Genomic DNA, 20,971 nt, shown 5'->3' on the forward strand with positions numbered 1-20,971 from the left:
ATTTATATTCAGTTTGATCTGTCGGGTATGGCAGCTCTTTTCCTTCAGGGGACATTTTATGTTTGAATCTTATTATCAGGATGATATCGACGCAGTCAATGCGAAATTCGAAGCACAGAAGATTGCATTTGCGCCACTTTCTTTCCAGGCTGCCCGCGCACTCCGTGACTTTGGCATTTTGGAACTTGTGAGCAAATCTCGCCGCAAGGGCATCACCGTTAAAGAAATTTCCGAAAAGACTGGCCTTTCCGAATATGGCGTCGGCGTTCTGATGGAAATGGGCCTTGGCATGGGCATGCTCAAGCTGAAAAAAGATTCCCCGGAAGACAATCTTCTATACACGCTCAGCAAGGTCGGCTTCTTTGTGATGACCGACGACATGACTCGCGTGAATATGGACTTTTCGGAAGACGTCTGCTACGCAGGTGCCGACGACCTCGCCGAATCCATCAAGAACGGCAAGCCGGAAGGTTTGAAGCATTTCGGCAAATGGACGACCGTTTACGAAGGCCTTTCCCAGTGCAGCGACCAGTTCAAAAAGAGCTGGTTCGGATTTGACCATTTCTATTCCGACCTCGCCTTCCCGGAAGCCCTTCCGATCGTTTATTCGAAGCCGGTCAAGCGCCTTTTTGACATCGGCGGCAACACGGCAAAGTGGGCTATTCAATGCTGCAAGTACAATCCGGATGTTCAGGTTTCGATTATCGACCTTCCGGGTCAAACGGCTGTAGCCGAAAAGAACGCGAAGGCAGCAGGCTTTGAAAATCGTATTTCCACAATCCCGTGCAACGTTCTCGACAGCACCACGGAATTTCCGAAAGGTGCCGATGCCATTTGGATGAGTCAGTTCCTCGACTGCTTCTCCTTGCATCAGATCACCAAGATCTTGAAGAAGATTCACCCGGCTGCCAGTTCCGAAACCGACATTTACGTACTCGAACCTATTTGGGACAAGCAACGTTTTGAAGCCGCAGCCTATTCGCTCCAAGCGACTTCGCTGTACTTCACCTGTATTGCAAACGGCAATAGCAAAATGTACCGCTTCGATGAATTGAAGAACGCCATTGAAGATGGCGGCTTCGAACTGAAGGAAGCCCACCACAACTTGGGCATCAACTGCTACACCCTTTTCCGTTTCCGCAAAAAATGAGCCTCTACGTCAAAAAATTCTCCGCATGGACAGATGCAGAAAATCCGCCAAAGATTGCCTTTGTGCCGATGCTCTTCCGCAGGCGTTTGAGCGCAGCGACCAAGATGGTCGTCTATACGGTTCACGAAGTTTCGGAAGGTCTTCCTCCCGTGCACATAACGTTTGCCTCCGAATTTGGAGAAATCCAGCGTCAGTACAAGATTTCGGAAGGCATTCTCGCCACGGGTGAAGTTTCACCGGCGCAGTTCAGCCTTTCGGTTTTCAACGCTCCGGTTTCTGCCGCGTCGATTACCGAAAAGAACATGGTTGGCTACAGCGCGGTCTTTGCGGGTAAAAAATCCTTTGAAAATGGCTTGAAGGAAGCGGCAGCGCCTCTTCTTTCGGGTCGTGAAAAGGAACGCATTTTTGTCTTTGCAGACGAACATTTGCCAGAAACCTACGCTTCTATTTCGAACTATCCGAATGCCGTATGCGCGATTGCACTGCGTCTTTCGACAGACGCGCAAGATGCGATTTGCGAACTCGATTTGTCGCCACTCCCTGAAGGTAATTCTGCAGCTGATCAAGCCTTGACTTTTTTGAAGACTCGACTGCCACAATGAAACTTATTCAAAGACTCGTCTATGTTTGGCGGCTGTTCGCCAAGGTAATTTCGTACGCTTCGTTTGGCGGAGCAAGCGCCCTGTTCTCCTGCATCTTCCCGATTATCTTTGTGCTTTCGGGCTTTAACAAAGAGCGTTTCAAGACGATGTCCCGTGCGGTGAACTTGCGCTGGTTCAAACTGTTCGTTTGGGAAATGACAGTCCTCGGCATTTTGAAGCTGAACGTAAAACACTCGGAACGCATTCAGGATATCCATTCCTGCGTCGTCGTAGCCAATCACCCGTCGCTGTTAGATGTCGTGATGCTCTTTTCGATTATTCCGAACGTGAACTGCATCGTCAAAGGTTCACTCGGAAAAACGTCGTTCATTCACAACGTGATAAACACGCTCTTTATTCCAAATTCGCTTTCTTTTGAAGAACAGATGGCTCGTGCCTCGGAAGGAATGGAATGCGGAGAATCGCTGATTATTTTCCCCGAAGGGACGCGCACGCGTCCGGGAGAACCGTTGCAGTTGAAAAAGGGGGCCGCTCGATTCGCTTTGCACAGCTACCATAAAGTGCAACCGATCTACATCGGCGGAAACGAAAAAATCGGGCTTCGGAAGCATGACAAATACTTTAGCTTCCACCCGACCGAGCGTTACCACTACAATCTCGACATTCTCGAACAGATCGATACAAAAAAATATAGCTCCCATCCGAACCCCGCAGCGGTCAATCTCTTGACCGAAGAACTGCGAGAAATCTTTGAGAGCTATCGAAAGAACGATCCAGAAAATCCGGCGAATCTTACACGCGCTTAAAGATTAGCGACGTGTTGATTCCGCCGAACGCGAAATTATTCGACATCACATATTCGGTGTCGATTTCGCGACCTTCGCCCACAATGTAATCGAGCGATGCGCAAGCCGGATCCACATTCTTCAAATTCAGGTTCGGAGCAAACCACTTGCGATTCATCATCATAATGGAGAGCCAGGCTTCAATACCGCCGCACGCACCGAGCGAGTGACCAATGTAAGTCTTCAAGCTGCTAATCGGCACTGCGCGGCCCTTGAAGGCACCAAACGTCGCCTGGGATTCTGCGACGTCACCGTTCTTTGTCGCCGTACCGTGGCCGTTCACATAGCCGACCTGTTCCGGACCGATTCCCGCTTTCTTCAAAGCGATTTCGAGAGCGATCTGCATGGTTTCCTTCTTCGGATTCGTCAGATGGTTGCCATCCGTATTCGTGCCGAATCCGACGAGTTCTGCGTAAATATGAGCGCCGCGAGCCTTGGCGTGTTCATATTCTTCAAGGATCACGGTACCAGCGCCTTCACCCACCACAAGGCCGTCACGATCGCGGTCATAAGAAGCCGGGGTAATCTTCGGCGTGTCATTCTTGACGCTCGTGGCAAAGAGAATGTCGAACACGGCGGAATCTGTCGGGTTCAATTCTTCTGCACCGCCTGCGATCATCACATCCTGTTCGCCACTTGCAATCGCTTCTGCAGCGTAACCGATGGAAAGACTTCCTGCCGTGCAAGCGGTGTTCGTCGTAATCAAACGGCCCGTTAATCCGAGAAGCACGCTGATGTTCACCGCGCAAGTCTGCGGCATGCAGCGGATGTAAGACGTTGCCGTAATCTTTGTCGAGTCATTCTCCATAATCATCGACATGAATTCTTTAATCGCATCGAAGTTGCCCATGGAAGAACCGTAGGCAACGCCCACACGGCCCGCTTTGAGTTCCGGGTCGTTCAGGTCGTAACCGGACTTGATCAAAGCCTGTTCCGCAGTCATATAAGCCATCTGAGCGACACGGCCCATGCCGCGCGTCATCTTACGCGGTAATTCCGGGAGGTCGAATGGAATCGGTGCGGCAAGACGTGTATTGATTTGCTCGTATCTGTCCCAGTCCGGCATGCGGACAACACAGTTTTCATACTGATGCAATCTTTCGAAGATGGCTTCGTCATCCATACCGAGAGGGGAAAGAGTTGAACCACCCGTAATCACAACACGACGGGTCATGCGAGACCTCCATTCACAGAAATAACCTGGCGCGTAATGTAGGCAGCGCCTTCCGAAAGCAGGAATACAACCGTTGCAGCCACTTCTTCCGGCTTACCGACACGATGCATCGGGATCGACGGCAAGATCATATCGACCGGAGCGTCCTTGATCATTTCCGTTTCAATCACGCCCGGAGCAATGCTGTTCACGGTAATGCTGCGGCTGCCGAGTTCCACGGCAAGTGCCTTGCTCGCCGCGATAATGCCGCCCTTACTTGCGCTGTAATTGACCTGTCCACGGTTGCCGATCACGCCCGAAACGGAAGCAATCGTAATGATACGGCCCTTGCGCTTGCGGCACATCGGCATCACGAGCGGGTGCAAAACATTATAGAAACCGTTCAGGTTCACATCGAGAACCTTATCCCAGTATTCATCCGTCATCGCCGGGAATGCGGCGTCACGGCAAATGCCCGAAGAAAGGACCACGCCGAAGAAAGCGCCGTTTTCCTTCACATCCTTTTCAAGAATCGTCTTGCAGTTTTCACGATCTGCGACGTTGAACTGAATCAGCTGAATCTTGTCGCCGTATTCCGCCTGAAGTTCCTTCAGGGATTCTGCATGGCTGTTGTAATGCGCCACAACCTGATATCCCGCCGCGAGAACCGCTTTGACTATCGCAAGTCCAATGCCACCGCTTGCACCGGTGACGAGAACGCGTTTTACATCATCCATTCTTATACTCCTAAAGTCTTTTTCGGATCGTCCACTTCGACCGTATTCATCGTAGCGGTAGCGACCAGGTTATCATTCACAAAAATCTTTCCTTCAAACGTTACCGCCATATCCATGCGAACCGTCTGATGCACCCAAATGTGGACCGTCGAACCGACCGGGAAAACATTCGTTTCCGACTTGAAATTCGTCACGCTCAAAATGAAGCCCATCTTTGGAGGGGTATTTGTTTTGAGTCCGACAAGGCCCATCATTACGGAAACGCTCTGAGCCATATATTCAAAGCCAATCCAGACAGGGACGCCGCCGTAGGATTCTTCAAAGAACATACTCTTTTCGGTAATGTCCACTTCCGTTTCGACTTCCGTTTTTTCAAAATCATAAGAAATCACGCGATCCAGCAAATGCATGTGTCCCTTATGCGGAACAAGCGCTGCTACTTTTTCGTGAGTATCAAATTCAGTCATTAGACATTCCTCGATAAAATGAGCGAAACATTACAACCGCCAAAGCCAAAGGAGTTGCTCATGCAAATATTCAAACGTTTTGCCGTTTCACCGTTTTTCACCAAGCGAATTTCCGGAATCGAAGGATCGCGTTCGCCATCAAAGACGTGCATCGGAAGCACGTGTTCCGTATTTTCATCCGAAAGGGTGAGGCAGCAGAAAGCGGCTTCGAGAGCACCCGCAGCGCCGAGCGTGTGGCCGGTCAATCCCTTTGTTGAACTTGCCGGAGTATCGTTGCCAAAAACGCGGTTCACAGCTACGCTTTCCATCGCATCGTTCAGCTTGGTACCAGTTCCGTGCAAATTGATGTAGTCGATATCGGCAGCGGAAAGTTCTGCGTCCTTCAAAGCCTTATCGATCGCCTGCACAGCGCCTTCACCGTCTGCACGCGGAGCCGTCACATGGTCCGCATCCGCGCTTTCGCCAATGCCGACTACCTTGAATTTTGCCTGACCCGGCTTTTTAGAAACGAGGAAATAAGCGGCACCATCGCCGATCGTAAGACCGGTTCTATTCTTGCTGAACGGAATCGTCGGAGAAAGCGAAACCGCTTCCAAAGAATCAAATCCGAGGACGACCGTTTCCGTCGCAATGTCCACGCCGCCGACAATCGCCGCATCACAGAAACCCGCTTCAAGCCAATTTCTTGCCGAAGCAAAGGCGCTCGCACTCGAAGCGCAAGCCGACGAATGCGTAAAGATCGGACCCGTCAAACCGAAACGCTTTGCAATGTATTCCGCAGCGAAATCCGCCTGTTGCATTTTAAGCTCGTACTTCTTTGGATAGGAGCCCGTCTTTTGAAAAGAATCGAGACCTGCAAGAGAAGCTTCCGAACCATTATCACTAGAACCGATAAATACGCCGATACGATCTGCACCGAATTCCTTTACCGCTTCACAGACCGAAGTTTCCATCTGCGAAAGAACCACTTCCGAAAGGCGGTTCACATGGTTGTCGTAATAAGCGTCCTTTACCTGCGGCAAGGAGCTCTGCGGAATTTCGACCACATAGCGTTCCTTTTCACGGAACTTCTTTTGGACAAACGCGGGGCGGGTACCGTTCTTTAACGCCTGCCAAATGGTCTTTTTGTCAGAACCTAAAGCAGAGCAAAGTGCAAAGTCATGAATGTACAAGGGAGCGCTCATTCTTTGATCTCGGATTCAATTTGATAACTGTAATGGCGAAGTAGATTCTGCAACACGATTTTGTTGCCTCTCTTTTCCATTTTTAAGATTGCGGTCTTGCCGTCAAAAAGGGTGCGGTGTAAAGCATCCCCATCTTGGGACTCTGCAAACGTGAATCCTGCGGCATCAAAATTTTTCTGCAAGACCGAAGCAGGATAATAGCAGAACTGAATGTCTGCAATTATATATTCGGGCTTCATCTTTTCCGCGTTCATCCATTTGCTGTTGAAAGCCAAGGAATCTTTCGTGTAAACGAGTTCCGCGATTGTGTTTCCCATGGAGCTAAAGAGCATCATGTGCACAGTCGTGTCATTCAAGAGCATCCAGGATTCACCGGAGAATTTCTTTTCGCCGTAAGAGCCTGTCATCAGCTGATTTTCTTCGACAGAAATTCCGCTGTTTTGCGGTTCGATCAGCTGAATGTAGCGGGCGTCCGAGTAGTAAATTTTCGCAGAATTCCCCGCCACCGCAGAATGCGATGTACACGCCGTCAGAACCACCGCTCCCAACGCAGCCAAAGCTTTCACGCTATGATGAATCTTACTTACCCACATTTTGTTGCAATATAGAAAGTGAATCAATCTCGCGTAAACGGTGAAAGGAGGAAACAAGCAGAAATCCCAAGCAACACGGCAAGGCCTAAAACCGATACAGGAGCAAATCCGCTGAGCGAAAGAGTTCCGAACGAAATCAAGGTCGTCGCCGCCGAAAGCATCACGGCTAAAGCCGTTGAATCCGCATGATTTTGCGCATCCTTAAAGAAAAGGGCATAATCGATACCGATGCCGAGAACGAGAATCAAACCAGTGATTGCAAAGAAATTCACCGGGATTTGCAGATAACCGAACATCGACAGCGTAAAGAAGCAACCGAGCACCGGAGCACGGACAATGCGCAAAGAATTTCGCCAAGAAAATACGAACGAAAGAATAAAGCAGACCGCAAAATACGCAAAGGCGACAAGCGAAAGCGCCGTGAGTGAAAGTTCCGTCAAGGCGGCGTTCACTTCCTGAATCTTGTTCACCGCGTAAATGCCGTTCGACGGGTCCGCATAATCCTTCGGATTGAACATTTCGGACGCGTGCATCGGAAGGACGGCGCTGTAATACTTGCCCGAAATTTCTCCGATCCAGAGCATGTCACGGACGCTCGAAAGCTGTTCCGGAAGATCTTCGAATTCCGCTGTATTTTCATCCATTTCGACAGTGGCAAAAAGCGTCTTGCCCGGATTTTTCACAGGATGGATCTTGAGCTGTTTGCAAAGGTCCTTATAGCGGAGAGGAAGCGCTCTCGAAAGCAGAGAATCCAGAGCGGTCCGTTTTGCCGAAGACGGTGAAAATTCCGAAAAGGCGAGGTGCGACTTCAAAAGAGAGTCCCGTTCCGCTTCACGGAGCTTTTCCGTCAGCGTTTCTTCCTTTTGCAGCACTTCTTCGACCGAGTTTCCGCTCACAATAAAGTACGTCGGAGCGATTCCCGAATTCATCCACTTCGCGGCCTTCATTTCCGAAGCGCCGAGTTCCGGAGCGACCGTGTACATGGAACGGATATCCGTCTGCACGTTCAGCTGCACAATGCCCGGAATAAGAGCGCCTGCCGCCATCACGAAAATGATATAACGGGCGATCTTCGGAATGCGCTCCAGTTTAGAATAGCCCGCAAGAATCACCTGGGCGACCTTTAACGAGAACTTCTGTTCGTTCCGCAACCTTTCCGACACAAACGGGAATACGAGCAAAACAGAAAGGAGCGCACTCGCAAGCCCCACCATCGAGAAGAACGCCATCTGACGGAGGATCGGGAAGTCCACAATCATGAGCGCGATGTAGCTGAGTTCCGTTGTCATGAAGCCGAGGAGCATGCTCTTGACCTGAGCTTCCTTGTCAGCAAAATGGTGCAGTGCGTAGTCAATGCTCACACCGATCACGCTCGTTCCAAAGATGAACGTAAAGACGTGTATTTCATGGAAAGTCGCAAGCGTTGCGCCCATTGCCGCAAGAATCGCTACGGCGATCGAACTGAGAGTCGTTACAATGGGAACTGCCGAACGGAAGACGAGCAAGAGCAACAGCAGTACCGCCGCAGTCGAGATTCCTGAAATCCAGCCGATTTCAACTTGAGCCTGTTTTGAACTCGAATAGCTGTGGAACGGGACGCCGGACTTTTCTACGCGCAGGTTGGGGAACTCTTCCTGCAATTCTTCGATTGTGTCGTCTAAAATGCCAAGAATATGATCGCCCGAAGCAAACGCCGAAGCGTCCTTGGAAAGTTCCGCATTGATAAACACATAGGTTCTGCCGGAATCTTGCACGGTCAGCATGTCATCTCGGAGAGTCAAGTGGCTGGAAGCCATCGGCGTCATCGAAAGCATACGGTCCTGCGCCGACTGTGAAAGCAAATACGGATCTTCTTCCAGGCGCGAAAGATCGGTCATCGGGAAAGCGCCGAATACACGGGAAAGAGCCTTGTTATAAAAATAGTCTGCGACTTCAGCGTCTTCCATCGCAAGGATCACCGGATCCTGCATCGAAAAACGTCTATCAAAAAAGAACTTGGAAATCTCGTCCATCGACGAGGCGTCCACCTTCCAAGAAGCAGAACGGATCTGCTTGTTCGCTAGCAGCGTATGACCGATGCGGTCCGCAGCCGTCTTCGCCACCGAAAAATCCGAATCCCCCACAAAGATCATCATCCGAGAAGAAGTCCGAGCCGTGAGCTCATTTTCCGCCGCATGGATTTCCGGAGTCATCTCGGATTCCGGAACGATCGAATACAAGTTCTTATCGACCTTCCACGGGTACGCAATTACCACCGCAACCATCAGTGCGATATGCAAAAGTACCCAAAGGCCTACGTTAAAGAAACGCTTCTTACTTTCCGGACTGCTTGAATTCATAAGTCAAAATGTTTCCTTCACCGTCGACGAGTTCCACCTTTTTCAAATCCTTGTCCCCTTCGAGGACAATCGAAGCAATCGCTTTCCGAATGGTCTTTTCCTTGGGAAGCAGACCGACCGACCAACCTTTTTTCTGTTGCAAAAAGAACAGATCAAAACGATTCTCTAAAACAGCGATGTTCCCACTGAGAACGGCGCGCATCGAAGTCGCAATTTCACGGAAAATCACATTATCCGCCGAAGCCATTTTGGTTTTGGAACCATCCGCATTCGTCTGAACAACGCCCGAATCCGAAATCACAAGCTTGGACGCAAAAGGCTTTTCCATGTCCCACGTGATACCGTTCTTCTGCGAAATTTCAAATTTGCCCGAAGATTCAAAAGTCCGTTTGATCTTGACCACGGTACGCTTTTGCGTAAAGGTTCCATGGACCGTTTCCGCAGCGGAAAGGGCCTGCATCACCTTTTGCACTTCCGGAGATTCCAAATTCGCCGGAGACTTCCAAATCGATGCGTCCACGGCAAAAAGCGCCGTTCCGCAAATCAAGAGAGCCATAAAAAAAGACTTATACATTTTCTTCCTTTGCCAAAGCCATTTTGACTTTTTCCACAAAATCCGGCGGCGTCGAGAACATGGATTCCTTCGTCGAAATCTTGACCACCATCTGCGTGCTTTCCGCCTTGGTAATCACCTTGCCCGTTTCGAGGTCAATGAATCTGTACTTGAGCTTCATGCAAACGTCATATTCCACAAGGGAGACTTCCACGCGCACCTTCTGCATAAAGCGGAGCGGTCGAATGTACTTGAGGTTCATTTCGACGACAGGCCAAGCGTAGCCCGCCTTTTCCATTTCATAATAGTCGTACTTGATTTTTGTAAGCAAAGCACAGCGGGCTGTTTCCATGTACTTCACATAGTTTCCATGCCAAACGACATTCATCGGATCCAAGTCATAAAACTGAACTTCGATATCCGTGTAGGCTTTCAAGATCTTTTCGCTCACGTCGATTCTCCTTTCTGCCAGAAGTTGTAAAAATTATACCACTGATACGGATGTTCCAAGCAAAACTTTTCGAGGTGAGAAGCGTATTCTGCAGCGAGATTTGCCATCTGCTGTTTTTGTTCGAAACGTTTGCCACCGAGTACTGTTTTGGAACGGATAATGTGGAATTCATAGGGCGACGTAATGTCCAAATCTTTTTTGCGGAACGCAAAAATGAAGTAGACAGGCGCCTTCAAAATATTCGCGAGGGCAAAAGAACCTTCCGGGAACTCGGCGGCATCCCCTAAAAAGTTCAGCGGAATAAAACGGTTCTGCGAATTTGCCGAAGTTCTATCGCCTGCAATCGCAACGAGATTTCCCGCCTGAATTTTTTCACGCATGCTGATCGCCGTATCGACGCCGATCGAGTTTGCATCAAAGCTGTTTGTCATCAGCTCGGGATTCAGTTCACGGAGAAGTGCGTTAAAGCACTTCGTTCCCGAAAAATCAACAACCGGAAAAACCTGAAAATTCCGCTTCGTATGTTCCTTGCGATAGCCCGTCAAGGAACGCATCGCTTCGATGTTTCCAAGATGCGAGCAAAGGATAAAAGCTCCCTTGCCGCTGTCGAGCAGGTTCACCAAATCGTCGATGTCGTCGTTCTGGGTTTCGAGTTCCGAAAGCGACATCTTTCCAGCCCAACCTCGAATTTTTTCAATCATCGAAAGGGCAAAGGCGAGAATGTGACGGTACACGGCAAACGGCGGAATCTTTTTTCCCTTCATCTTGGAAACATGTTCCAAAAAAAGTCGCGAGCGTTTGCGGACCGGAGCCGCCCCCAAGTAAAAGAAGAACACCACTATAGCAACTATCAATTCCACAAGTTTACGCGGCAGGTGAATCGTCACCCACAGCATAAAACGGAATTTCCACGCCGTCTTCGACGCTTCTTCAATTTGTGACCAATGTTCTTCAGCCATGTTTTTTCTTTTGAAGCAACAGTTTAGGCAAACGGACAAGCATTCCACAGCAAAGGCGCGTGTGCAGCCAAGAAATTTCCAAATTGTCATGCAACATGCGGAAGTTCGAGACGCCATTTTCCGGATAAATGACTTTCACCGGATAAAAATGCATTTTGACTCCAGCCCATGCAAGACGTACAAGGATTTCAATATCGAATCCCATGCGGAACGTCAAAATTTTATCCAGTACAGGAACGGTCGTCTGGAGCGGATAAACGCGGAATCCGCACATCGCATCCGGAATGTCTTTAGAAAGCGTTTCTACAGCCACCCAAAAGTTCGTGATCTTTCGACCGACTTCACGTCCCTTAGGAACGCTTGCATCATACTGAGGAAATCCACCGACCAAGGATTCGGGGTGTTTCCGAGCCGTCTTCAGCAAAAACGGAATCATCGAGGGATCGTGTTGACCATCCGCATCGATTTGCAGCGCATGGGTAAATCCCGCTTTTAAAGCTTCTTTGCAACCCGTGCAAACAGCACCGCCCTTACCCATATTGACGCTATGCGAAACGACCATCACGTTCGGGATTTCTTCCGCCACCTTTTGCAGCACCTGCAACGCTTCGGGAGTATTTCCGTCATCGACAATGACCACGGGTAAATTTTGAGAGTTCAACTTTTGAACAACTGTACGGACCGTATTTTCATGACGGTATACCGGGACAATGGCACAAGGCTTAAATTCCATTAGGCATTTTCCTTTTTCAGCACGATCGTGCCTCCAGAACAGTTTTTATCGTCTTCACCCGTGATTTTAAAAGCAAGCTTTCCCGTATCCGGAGAATAAGTCTCTTCGATCGTCACCGGATGTTCTGGGAAAATCGGGTTCGAAAATTTGATGCGTTGCATTTTTTCGATTGTCGTCGGAAGCTTCATAAAGCCGCGGAAGAAGCGAAGGATCAAATCGATTTGTACAACCGCCGGAAGCAGCTTGAATTCCGGGAAGTGACCGTCGTAATAATCACTTGTCGCAGGAATCACTATTTTTACTGTCAGTTTGTTGCCTTCCAGATGATACTTGAGAATTTTAAAATTCGGAGATTCGGGAATTTCGAACAAAGCCTGTACCTCACGCGTTTTGATTTTTCCCATTGCATCTTGCGGAAGTTCTTCCAGATAGCGCCATTTTTTGGGCTGCACTGTATTTTCAAGAAATCCGGAAAGATGCTGCTTAAAAAATGCATTCATGTCTTTCTTTTCTACGCCATGGAACTTGGCAACGCCTTCATCGTTCAGCACGATTGCAGCAGCGAGGAACTGACGCTTGCCCGTCATCGGCACCACGCGCACATCACGCACGACACCCGTCTGACGCAAACGGTTTTCCACTTCCGGAAGGGAAATGCGCTTTTCTTCGATCTTCACAATCGAATCTGCGCGGCCCATCAACTGGAACGTTCCATCGTCTTCAATCTTTCCCAAGTCGCCCGTCACAAAGCCGCCGATATCCGTGTAAGAGGAATCGATTTTCAGACAACCGTTTTCCGCAAACGAGATCTTATTCGGCGGAACGGGCGTCCACAATTTCTTTTCCCGAATGCGACGCGTTGCAATCGCACCGGTTTCCGTGCAGCCGTAGATTTCCTGCACGCCGTTCCCCGAAAGTTCTTCAACCCTATTCGCCACTTCATCGGGCAAAAGTCCACCGGCAGAAAGCCAGAATGGCGGTTTCTTGAACGGCAAGGGTTTCTTGCGGTTTGCGGCAAGACGTTTTAAGAAGGCGGGGCTCGCCACGATTACGGCCGGTTCCTTTACAATCTGTTCGAGTTCTTCCGGGAATTCAAAACGAACGCGGCGAATCGGAAGACCTGCAGAAATCGGCACAAAGATCGAGAAAGCCATGCCGTAAATGTGGTGATGGTTCACCGTCATGTAAAAGTTGCGGTTCGCAAATCCGGCAGCAAAGCGTTCGGCAAGAGCATTCGCTTCGTTTTCATATTGCCAGCCTTCCTTCGGGATTTCTTTTGGAACGCCGGTCGTGCCGGACGTGTACATCGCCGCCTTCGCCTGGTTAATATCGAACGGCGTCCACGTACTTTTAGCCGTGTAGGTTTCGATAATCTTCGGAATCTGCAAAGCGCCTTCGGCACCGGTATCGTTCAAAAAGCCGACGTCCGGCTTGCGAATTTCACGAATGAATTCCGGCTGGCGATTGGCGGAAAACAAAATTTTTTTCTGGCTCTGGAAAAGGGCAAAGATCGCAACGAGGAAGTAGTAGACGTCGTCCGCGTTCAAGATCCAAGCTGTGTAAGGTTCCGCTTCAACCGCCTGGCGCACCTTGGAAACGTCCGCCTTAAAGTCCGCCCACGTTTTGACGTCGCCGGAAAGTCTTGTGCCACTGAAGCAGACAACGGAATCGTCCGGGCGAGAGTCCGCTTCAATTTTCGAAAACGGAATGTAAGATTGTAATTGACTTTGTTTCATTTTACGAACTCCAATTTCAGACACAAAAAGAAGTCCCATCAAGATGTATGAAATCAGACCGTTGTACAGCGACCAGATCTTTTCGTCTGCACACAGTACCGTCCACAGCGCAACGGATCCGTTCAGAATAAAAAAGATGCACCAGGTGAGCGTTACCCGGTCGCAGTAGCGTTCGACAGAAGTTCTGTCCGCTGTCTGCAGGATTCGCTTGTCGGCAAAAGTCGCCAAGCGAAAAACAAAGCTCGGCTTTCGAAAGAGAGTCGCGCCAAAAAAGAAAAGCATCCCGACGTTCACAAGAACCGGATAGAACTTGAGAACGAGGGCGTTATCCAGCGCAAAAGCGGCAACACCACAAGCCAAAAGAAAGGCTACAAAGCAGCCTTCCTTCAGTCGCAATGCCGCTCCCGGCTGTTTTTTTCGCGAAGCTGATATTAAATGAAACGCCGCGAGAAGAAGCAACAAAATGCTCAACTTGCGCGGCGAAAGTCCCCAGAAGCGGAGACCGCAGAATACCAGAATCGGATAAAGAACAGAAAGAGCGGCGAAGAGAATCTTCCCCGCTACAGTTTTCATTTCTTTTCTTCAGTACCCTGGGCGAGATCGTTGATTCCGTCCACCACGTCCTGCAGTGTACGCATGCTCTTGAACACTTCTGGATCGATGTTGCGCGGAATGAACGTTTTGAGCTTCACAATCAAGTCTACGGCGTCGATGCTGTCGAGGTTTAGGTCTTCGTAAAGACGAGCTTCCGGGACAACCTTTTCCGGATCCAGTTCAAAATCTTCGATGAGGGCTTCACGGATTTTATCATAAATCTGTTGTTTTTCCATGACTCAGTCCTTTTTGTTGGCAGAGATGTATGCGGCAAGAGCGTCGATCGAAGCAAAATGCTTACGCGTTTCTTCGTTCACCGTAGAGAAGGAAACACCAAAGTTATCCTTGATGGCGATACCGAGTTCAAGAGCGTCTATGCTATCGAGTCCGAGACCGCGACCTTCCTTATTCTGGCCAAACAACGGGGCATCGTCTTCGATGTCCGCCGGTGTGATGTCCTCAAGTTCAAGTGCCTTGATCAGCACCTCCTTAATTTGTACGTTCAATTCAGACATACTATTTTCCGTCCCAATAAAAAAATGTGAGCTCAAATATAAATAAAATTATGCAGAAACCGTTCCAACAAACTCACGGCAAGTCAATTCTGGAGAATTTGTCTTAAAAATCGCACTGCCGACGACAAAAATATTTGCACCGGCCTTCTTCGCTTCCAAAATGTTATCGAGTTTGATACCGCCATCGATTTCAATATCCAGTTCCGGTTTCATCTCACGCAGGGCACGAATTTTATCAAGGCAATACGGGATTAGGCTCTGTCCACCAAAACCCGGATTCACAGACATGACAAGAACCATGTCCACAGAATCCAGCACCCACTTGATATTTTCAATCGGAGTAGCCGGATTAATGCTCACGGCTGGCTTTGCGCCCAGTTCACGAATGCGATTCAAAAGGCGATCCAAATGGATTGTCGATTCCGCCTGAACGGTCACATAGCGCGCACCGATTTTTACAAATTCGTCTACAAAAAGCTCGGGATTGTCAATCATCAAATGGCAGTCGAGAGGAAGCTTTGTCGCCTGACCGATCAAGCCCGAAATTCCGGGCCCAAAACTGATGTTCGGCACAAAGTGGCCGTCCATGATATCAAGGTGAACAAGTCCCGCTCCGCCGTTTTCAATAGCGGTGAGTTCGGACTGCAGGTTGAGGAAGTTTGCGTTCAAGACGCTCGGGGCAATGATTTGAGCTTGTTTCATAATTCCAAATATAGGTATTGAGCGAAAAATGTTTTTTTGTTATTATTTGTTCACAACGAACAAGGAGGTTGATTGATGTCAACACCAAAGAAAACCACAACAAAAGTAACAAAGGGTACTAAGTGCGCAAAATGCGCTCCGAAGGCTACTGCTAAGGCAACAGCTCCGAAGGCAAGCAAGTGCGCCAAGACCACCGCACAAACCGCCACCAAGACTACAGAAAAGACCGCTCCGGCCAAGAAGACCGCTGCAAAAACCGTTGCAAAGACCACCGTGAAAAAGGCTGCTCCGAAGGCTTCCAAAAAGGCTCTCGAAGAAGTCGTGTTCAACGTCTACTCCCCGGATTCCAAGTCTGTCGAAGTCGCTGGTGAATTCAACAACTGGACCCCAGCCAAAATGAAGAAAGGCGAACAGGGCGTGTGGAGCGTCAAGCTGAAACTCGCCGCCGGTACTTACCAATACAAGTTCGTTTTCGATGGCAGCTGGGAAATCGACCAGGCTAACCCAAACCGTGTTCCTGACGGTCAGGGTGGTGAAAACAGCGTCAAAAATGTCTAATCCGATTTTTTCGGAAAACACAATTCGAGAGGGGGTCGCAAATTACGGCACCCCTTTTTGGATTTATGACCGAGCAACTATCGAAAAGCGCGTTCAGGAACTCAAGTGCTTCGATACCGTTCGCTTCGCTCAAAAGGCTTGCCCCAACCTTTCCATCCTATCGATTGTCCGCAATGCCGGCGCAGTCGTAGATGCAGTCAGCGCCGGAGAAATCATTCGAGCTCTCCGTGCGGGCTACAAGGCGTGCGAAAACGACAAGCAAGTTCCGCAAATTGTCTATTCTGCCGACATCTTCGATCACGACGCAATTGAGCTTGTGAAAAAGCACAACATCCATGTGAACGTCGGTTCTGCGGATATGATCCAGCAGCTCGCCGACGCCGGCGTTCGTTCGAACCTGACTCTCCGCGTAAACCCGGGCTTTGGTCACGGTCACTCGAAGAAGACGAATACGGGTGGACCGCTTTCGAAGCACGGCGTTTGGCATTCCCAATTGAAGGACTGCGTGAAACTCGCACAGGCAAACGGCATGTGGATTACCGGCTTGCACATGCACATCGGCAGCGGTACGGATTTCGAACACCTCGCAACGGTCTGCGACGCCATGCGCGACGCTTCCCGTCGCCTCGGTTCCCATATCCGCATGATTTCTGCCGGCGGTGGCCTTCCGATTCCATACAAGGAAGAAGAAAAGGGCAACCGTATCGACATTCAGGCTTATTATGACCTTTGGGACAAGACCCGTAAGGACATCGCCCAGTCCGTCGGTCACGACGTGGCTCTCGAAGTCGAACCGGGCCGCTACATCGTCGCCGAAAGCGCCGTTCTTGTCGCAGAAATCCGCGCGGTGAAAAAGCAAGAAGACAAGCTTTTCTACCTCGTCGATGCAGGCTTTAACGATCTCGTCCGCCCGTCCTTCTACGGTTCCTACCACGGAATTTCGATCGTTTCCAAAGACGGTCGTGAACTCGGCCCGGAACAAGATGTGATTGTCGCAGGCCCGCTTTGCGAATCCGGTGACGTCTTTACGCAGGAAGAAGGCGGCTACGTAGTCACACGTAAGCTCCCGACAGCCCAAGTCGGCGATTTCCTCGTTTTGCACGACGCAGGTGCTTATGGCAGTGCCATGTCGAGCAATTACAACAGCCGTCGCTTTGCTCCGGAAATTCTCCAGAACAACGGGAAGCTGGAAGTCATCCGCGAACGCCAGACGTTTGAACAGTTAATGGAAAACGAAAAAATCGTTAGCCTTTAATTTCGGATACAGCTGTTAAGCTTATCACATCGCGCCGTTCCAATGCCTTTATTTGGAACGGGGCTTTTTTATATTTCCAAGCGAACCATTATAATTTCATCAGGAAGGAAAATATGACTCTTCTTCAAAGATCCATTGCCGAAGCGATTGGTACATTCTGGCTCGTATTCGGTGGCTGCGGTGCAGCTGTCCTCGCTTGCGGCGTTCCAAACACCGGCATCGGCTATGTCGGAGTTTCCCTCGCCTTTGGTTTAACCGTTCTCACGATGGCTTATGCGATCGGCCACATTTCCGGTTGCCACTTGAACCCGGCTGTAACTCTCGGCCAAGTCGCTGGCGGTCGCTTCCCGGCAAAAGAAGCTCCGGCTTACATCATCGCTCAGGTGATCGGCGGTATCATCGCTGCGGCTGTTCTTTACATCATCGCTAGTCCAGATCTTTCCGCTGGCATCGGCGCTTTTGCAACGAACGGTTGGTCTGACATGGCTAACGCTAACGGTTTGAACGCATTCGGTGGTAAAGTCTTCGGCATGGGTTCCGCATTCCTCATCGAAATGGTTCTCACAGCTGTGTTCCTCTTTGTGATCATGGGCGCTACGGACGGCCGCGCTCCGGCAGGCTTCGCTCCAATCGCCATCGGTCTCTGCCTCACTTTGATTCACCTCATCGGCATTCCGGCAACGAACACCTCTGTGAACCCGGCCCGCTCTACGGCTGTTGCCGTATTTGTCGGCGGTATGGCCTTAAAGCAGCTTTGGCTCTTCTGGGTCGCTCCGATTCTCGGCGGCGTGATCGGCGGTGTGGCTTACAAGGTCCTCGCCGAAAAGAAGTGCTGCTGTGGCGACAAGTGCTGCTGCGAAAAGAAGGAAGAAGCTTAAATTTTTCCGTTTTAACTTGATGTTTTCACTTGAAGAGCCCTACGTGAACGCAGGGCTTTTTTGTAAGCGTTCGTTTATAAACTTTCTCAGAGCTTATCCATCAAGGCTGATTTACGCACAACGACTTTTCTATATTTTCGCCATGCTCAACACGTCTCTTTGCTACATCGAACAAAACGGTTCTTACCTCCTTCTGCACCGCGTCAAAAAGAAGAACGACATCAATCACGATAAGTGGATCGGAATCGGCGGAAAGTTTGAAGAAGGCGAGAGCCCGGAAGACTGCATTCGACGTGAAGCCCGTGAAGAAACAGGCTTAGAGCTAGCCGATCTCAAGTACTGCGGCATCATCACGTTCATCAGCGACGGCATGAACGAAGTCGAATTCATGCACCTTTTTAAAGCGACGCAGTTCACCGGTGAAATCAAGGAATGCGACGAAGGCGCCCTTGAATGGATTCCCAAGGAAAAGTTCGCAGAGCTTCCCCATTGGGACGGCGACCGCATCTTTTTAACGCTCCTCGACCGCGAAGTTCCCTTCTTCTCTTTAAAGCTCACTTACAAGGGCGACGAACTGCAAGAAGCCCTTTTGAACGAAAAACCTGTGAACCCTCACGATTTCGCCTACGGTTCGCTCGCCCCGTTTCCGGCGATGCGACGCAAGGACCGCGAAATGTCTGTGGAAGCGGCTTACGATATTTTAAAGACCGGCGAATACGGCATCCTCGCCACGCAAAATTCCCTCGGCTACCCGTACGGCATTCCGCTGAGCTACGCCTACGACGGAAAGAACATTTGGTTCCACGGAGCAAAAGGCGTCGGCGAAAAAGTCCAGAACTTTGCAAAAGATTCCAAGGTAAGCTTCACCGTGGTCCGCGGTACGGAACTCTACCCGGAAAAATTCAGCACCGCATTCGAAAGTTGCATCGTCTTCGGGCGCGTTCACCCAGCGGAAGATCCCAAAGTCGGCCTGCGCCTTTTAATCGACAAATACAGCCCGGAATACAAGGATGCGGGCGAAGCCTACATCGAACGCGCCATTTCACACACGGGCGTTTACCGCATCGACATTGAACACATCAGTGGCAAAAAACACCTGTAACAGCTTATATTTGGCTACATGGGTGTTCTACAAATCAGCCGAAGCAAAGGCACTCGGTTAGATCAGCTCCGCCAAAATCAATCGACAGGCGCACGCCTTTCTTTGAACTTCTAATCTAAAATTTTAATGTTTTATGTTTTCACGCACGACACGGTCATACGTGTTCATGATGGTCGAAGACGGAAGAATTCCGAGAATTTTTCCACTGGCATTTTTCACGTAAACTTCGCTCAGCGAATGTTTGAGCATGAACTTCATCGCCGTGTGCAAATCCACACTGGCCGGGAGCAGCGGAGAATACGTGACACAGTCGGCGACGAGCAGAACCGTTTTGCCGCCTTCGGTCGAGACGATGTTGCGAAGGACCAGGTTCCAGTCTAAAATGCCGATGTAGCAGCCCTTTTCAAAGACCGGGTACGAATGCACCAATGCGGAATCCGGATGTTCCACATGAAAGGCATTGATATTCCGTTCCGCTTCACAAATCGTTCGGGAAGAATCAAGTTCGAGCACCAGGGACTTTTGCATCACAGATTCAACAGGAATGGTGCGGAGCAGGTCCGGATCCATTTCCAAGCGATGCGCAGGCGAAGAAAACTTGTTCAGCACCTGGCTCCGGTAAATGCTCCACTTGCGGCTAAATGCCACGTGCATCACCGCAGCAATCATGATTCCCGGCAAAAGCTGATAGCTGCCCGTCATTTCGCAAACCATCACAACACCCGCAAGCGGCGCCTTCGCAGAGCCCGCAAAGAACGCTCCCATGCCCACCAAGGCCATCGCCCCCGGCGAAGACAAAGTTCCAGGCGCCACTGTTTCAATCGTCACGGCAAAAGCAGCGCCGATCACCCCGCCCAAAAAAAGCGAAGGCCCAAAAACACCGCCGGCGCCACCGCTACCGACCGTAAACGACGTCGCCAAAATTTTTGCAATCACCAACCCGAGCAAAAAGAGAACCGAAGGAGCGCTCGCCGGATCCGCCAGGCGCGTCATGCTTTCTACGTAATCCCAGGTTCCGCCCATCGCCTGCGGAATCAAAATCGCCACGGCACCGCAAAGAAGTCCACCGATCGCCGGCTTTGCCCAGTTCGGAATTCTCCAAGCGGAAAAAAAGTCTTCGACCTTGTAATAGCACTTCACGTACAGATACGAAAACGGCACGCACAAAAGTCCGAGAACCGCGCAACAGAAGAGTTCCGTTCCGTTCGCAAAATAAAACTCAGGCACGTTGAACGCGGGCGCCGTCCCAAAGACACTCGTGTACACCGTAAAGCCGACAACCGATGCAATAATCGATGTTCCAAAGGAACTGCTTTCAAAATCTTCACGGTAAAGGATTTCGACCGAGGTCAAAGCGCCGGCAAGCGGGGCCTTAAAAATCGAGCCAAGCCCCGCTGCCATGCCAGCAAGACCAAACTGGCGACGCACCGATCGCGTCATCTTAAAAAAGCGGCAAATCGTCGAAGCGAGCCCTGAACCGATCTGCGAAACCGGGCCCTCATAGCCCGCGCTACCGCCACTGCCGAGAGTGATCGAGCTCGCGAGCAATTTCACAGGAGCCACACGATTGCGAAGGGCTCCGCCATGATGATGGAAGTTATAAATGGACCGGTCGGTTCCCTGCCCTGCCGCTTCCGGAGTCTTTGCGATTACGAACAGCAAAAGACCCACGACAAGACCGCCCAGCGCCGGCGCAAGGAAAATCACAGGTCCCGAAAAAGTCCTCTGCGTTAATTCGGAAATCGATTCGAGAAACAAACGAAAAACAATCGCAACCGATCCCGTCACTAAACCGATAAATGCCGCCAAGAGCATTTTCGGCATGTAAGAATTGATAATGAAAATTCGGGACAGCTTTCTCATTG

The 20,971-nt window shown here is 50.1% G+C and carries 22 protein-coding genes; 7 read left to right on the forward strand and 15 right to left on the reverse strand.

Features of this window, described 5'->3' with window-relative positions; translation table 11 throughout:
• Window positions 1-58 precede the first annotated feature (58 nt).
• Genes MR847_RS02030 through MR847_RS02040 form a run of 3 tightly spaced genes read left to right on the forward strand, consistent with a single transcriptional unit; the run spans window position 59 to window position 2,558 of the window.
• The gene (locus MR847_RS02030) at window positions 59-1,150 is read left to right on the forward strand and encodes a methyltransferase (protein WP_277003262.1); all 1,092 of its coding nucleotides are present in this window, start codon (window positions 59-61) and stop codon (window positions 1,148-1,150) included.
• Window positions 1,147-1,752, forward strand: coding sequence for a beta-ketoacyl synthase chain length factor (locus tag MR847_RS02035; RefSeq protein WP_106519886.1), 606 nt, complete (start codon window positions 1,147-1,149; stop codon window positions 1,750-1,752). The genes MR847_RS02030 and MR847_RS02035 overlap by 4 nt, the downstream gene beginning before the upstream one ends.
• Window positions 1,749-2,558, forward strand: a complete 810-nt coding sequence (locus MR847_RS02040; RefSeq protein WP_287722814.1) for a lysophospholipid acyltransferase family protein — start codon at window positions 1,749-1,751, stop codon at window positions 2,556-2,558. The genes MR847_RS02035 and MR847_RS02040 overlap by 4 nt, the downstream gene beginning before the upstream one ends.
• Here the strand turns inward: MR847_RS02040 and MR847_RS02045 are convergent.
• From MR847_RS02045 to rpe, 14 genes are read right to left on the reverse strand one after another with little or no spacing between them, the layout of a single operon-like run.
• Window positions 2,545-3,771: a beta-ketoacyl-ACP synthase gene (locus MR847_RS02045; RefSeq protein WP_287722815.1), complete on the reverse strand. Its 1,227-nt coding sequence runs from the start codon at window positions 3,769-3,771 to the stop codon at window positions 2,545-2,547. The two genes, MR847_RS02040 and MR847_RS02045, sit on opposite strands and share 14 nt — an antisense overlap.
• On the reverse strand, window positions 3,768-4,487 hold the full coding sequence (fabG, locus tag MR847_RS02050; RefSeq protein WP_100425070.1) for a 3-oxoacyl-ACP reductase FabG: 720 nt from the start codon (window positions 4,485-4,487) through the stop codon (window positions 3,768-3,770). The genes MR847_RS02045 and fabG overlap by 4 nt, the downstream gene beginning before the upstream one ends.
• Window positions 4,488-4,489: 2 nt before the next feature.
• Window positions 4,490-4,954, reverse strand: a complete 465-nt coding sequence (locus tag MR847_RS02055) for a hotdog family protein (RefSeq protein ID WP_100425071.1) — start codon at window positions 4,952-4,954, stop codon at window positions 4,490-4,492.
• Window positions 4,954-6,138, reverse strand: a complete 1,185-nt coding sequence (locus MR847_RS02060; protein ID WP_100425072.1) for a beta-ketoacyl-ACP synthase — start codon at window positions 6,136-6,138, stop codon at window positions 4,954-4,956. Before MR847_RS02060 ends, MR847_RS02055 begins: the two co-directional genes overlap by 1 nt.
• Window positions 6,135-6,731, reverse strand: coding sequence for a DUF3261 domain-containing protein (locus MR847_RS02065; protein ID WP_100425073.1), 597 nt, complete (start codon window positions 6,729-6,731; stop codon window positions 6,135-6,137). Before MR847_RS02065 ends, MR847_RS02060 begins: the two co-directional genes overlap by 4 nt.
• A gap of 23 nt (window positions 6,732-6,754) precedes the next feature.
• Window positions 6,755-9,070: an MMPL family transporter gene (locus MR847_RS02070; RefSeq protein WP_287722816.1), complete on the reverse strand. Its 2,316-nt coding sequence runs from the start codon at window positions 9,068-9,070 to the stop codon at window positions 6,755-6,757.
• Window positions 9,045-9,644: a LolA family protein gene (locus MR847_RS02075; RefSeq protein WP_100425075.1), complete on the reverse strand. Its 600-nt coding sequence runs from the start codon at window positions 9,642-9,644 to the stop codon at window positions 9,045-9,047. The genes MR847_RS02070 and MR847_RS02075 overlap by 26 nt, the downstream gene beginning before the upstream one ends.
• Window positions 9,637-10,074, reverse strand: coding sequence for an acyl-CoA thioesterase (locus MR847_RS02080; RefSeq protein ID WP_100425076.1), 438 nt, complete (start codon window positions 10,072-10,074; stop codon window positions 9,637-9,639). The genes MR847_RS02075 and MR847_RS02080 overlap by 8 nt, the downstream gene beginning before the upstream one ends.
• The gene (locus MR847_RS02085; protein ID WP_100425077.1) at window positions 10,071-11,033 is read right to left on the reverse strand and encodes a lysophospholipid acyltransferase family protein; all 963 of its coding nucleotides are present in this window, start codon (window positions 11,031-11,033) and stop codon (window positions 10,071-10,073) included. The genes MR847_RS02080 and MR847_RS02085 overlap by 4 nt, the downstream gene beginning before the upstream one ends.
• Window positions 11,026-11,766 (reverse strand): glycosyltransferase family 2 protein, encoded by a 741-nt coding sequence (locus MR847_RS02090; protein ID WP_287722817.1) that lies wholly within the window; start codon window positions 11,764-11,766, stop codon window positions 11,026-11,028. The genes MR847_RS02085 and MR847_RS02090 overlap by 8 nt, the downstream gene beginning before the upstream one ends.
• Window positions 11,766-14,075: an ApeI family dehydratase gene (locus MR847_RS02095; RefSeq protein WP_287722818.1), complete on the reverse strand. Its 2,310-nt coding sequence runs from the start codon at window positions 14,073-14,075 to the stop codon at window positions 11,766-11,768. Before MR847_RS02095 ends, MR847_RS02090 begins: the two co-directional genes overlap by 1 nt.
• Window positions 14,072-14,332: an acyl carrier protein gene (locus MR847_RS02100; protein ID WP_100425080.1), complete on the reverse strand. Its 261-nt coding sequence runs from the start codon at window positions 14,330-14,332 to the stop codon at window positions 14,072-14,074. Before MR847_RS02100 ends, MR847_RS02095 begins: the two co-directional genes overlap by 4 nt.
• Before the next feature lie 3 nt (window positions 14,333-14,335).
• Window positions 14,336-14,611: a phosphopantetheine-binding protein gene (locus MR847_RS02105; protein ID WP_100425081.1), complete on the reverse strand. Its 276-nt coding sequence runs from the start codon at window positions 14,609-14,611 to the stop codon at window positions 14,336-14,338.
• Window positions 14,612-14,659: 48 nt separating this feature from the next.
• Window positions 14,660-15,313, reverse strand: a complete 654-nt coding sequence (gene rpe / locus MR847_RS02110) for a ribulose-phosphate 3-epimerase (protein WP_106519880.1) — start codon at window positions 15,311-15,313, stop codon at window positions 14,660-14,662.
• A 75-nt stretch (window positions 15,314-15,388) separates the two neighbouring features.
• Here rpe and MR847_RS02115 point away from each other — a divergent pair, with 75 nt between their 5' ends.
• The 4 genes from MR847_RS02115 to MR847_RS02130 all read left to right on the forward strand — a co-directional run bounded on the left by MR847_RS02115 (window position 15,389) and on the right by MR847_RS02130 (window position 19,106).
• Window positions 15,389-15,871, forward strand: coding sequence for a glycogen-binding domain-containing protein (locus tag MR847_RS02115; protein ID WP_100425083.1), 483 nt, complete (start codon window positions 15,389-15,391; stop codon window positions 15,869-15,871).
• Entirely contained in the window at window positions 15,864-17,126 is a 1,263-nt protein-coding gene (lysA, locus tag MR847_RS02120) for a diaminopimelate decarboxylase (RefSeq protein ID WP_106519879.1), read from the forward strand. The genes MR847_RS02115 and lysA overlap by 8 nt, the downstream gene beginning before the upstream one ends.
• A 113-nt stretch (window positions 17,127-17,239) precedes the next feature.
• Complete coding sequence (aqpZ, locus tag MR847_RS02125; RefSeq protein ID WP_287722819.1) at window positions 17,240-18,004, forward strand: aquaporin Z; 765 nt, start codon at window positions 17,240-17,242, stop codon at window positions 18,002-18,004.
• Between the two features lie 142 nt (window positions 18,005-18,146).
• Entirely contained in the window at window positions 18,147-19,106 is a 960-nt protein-coding gene (locus MR847_RS02130; RefSeq protein ID WP_287722820.1) for an NUDIX domain-containing protein, read from the forward strand.
• Window positions 19,107-19,229: 123 nt separating this feature from the next.
• On the opposite strand, the gene MR847_RS02135 is transcribed toward MR847_RS02130, so the two are convergent.
• Window positions 19,230-20,969, reverse strand: coding sequence for a chloride channel protein (locus MR847_RS02135; protein WP_287722821.1), 1,740 nt, complete (start codon window positions 20,967-20,969; stop codon window positions 19,230-19,232).
• Window positions 20,970-20,971: the final 2 nt, after the last annotated feature.

This window comes from Hallerella sp. (assembly GCF_022776125.1).
Classification (GTDB): Bacteria; Fibrobacterota; Fibrobacteria; order Fibrobacterales; family Fibrobacteraceae; genus Hallerella; species Hallerella succinigenes.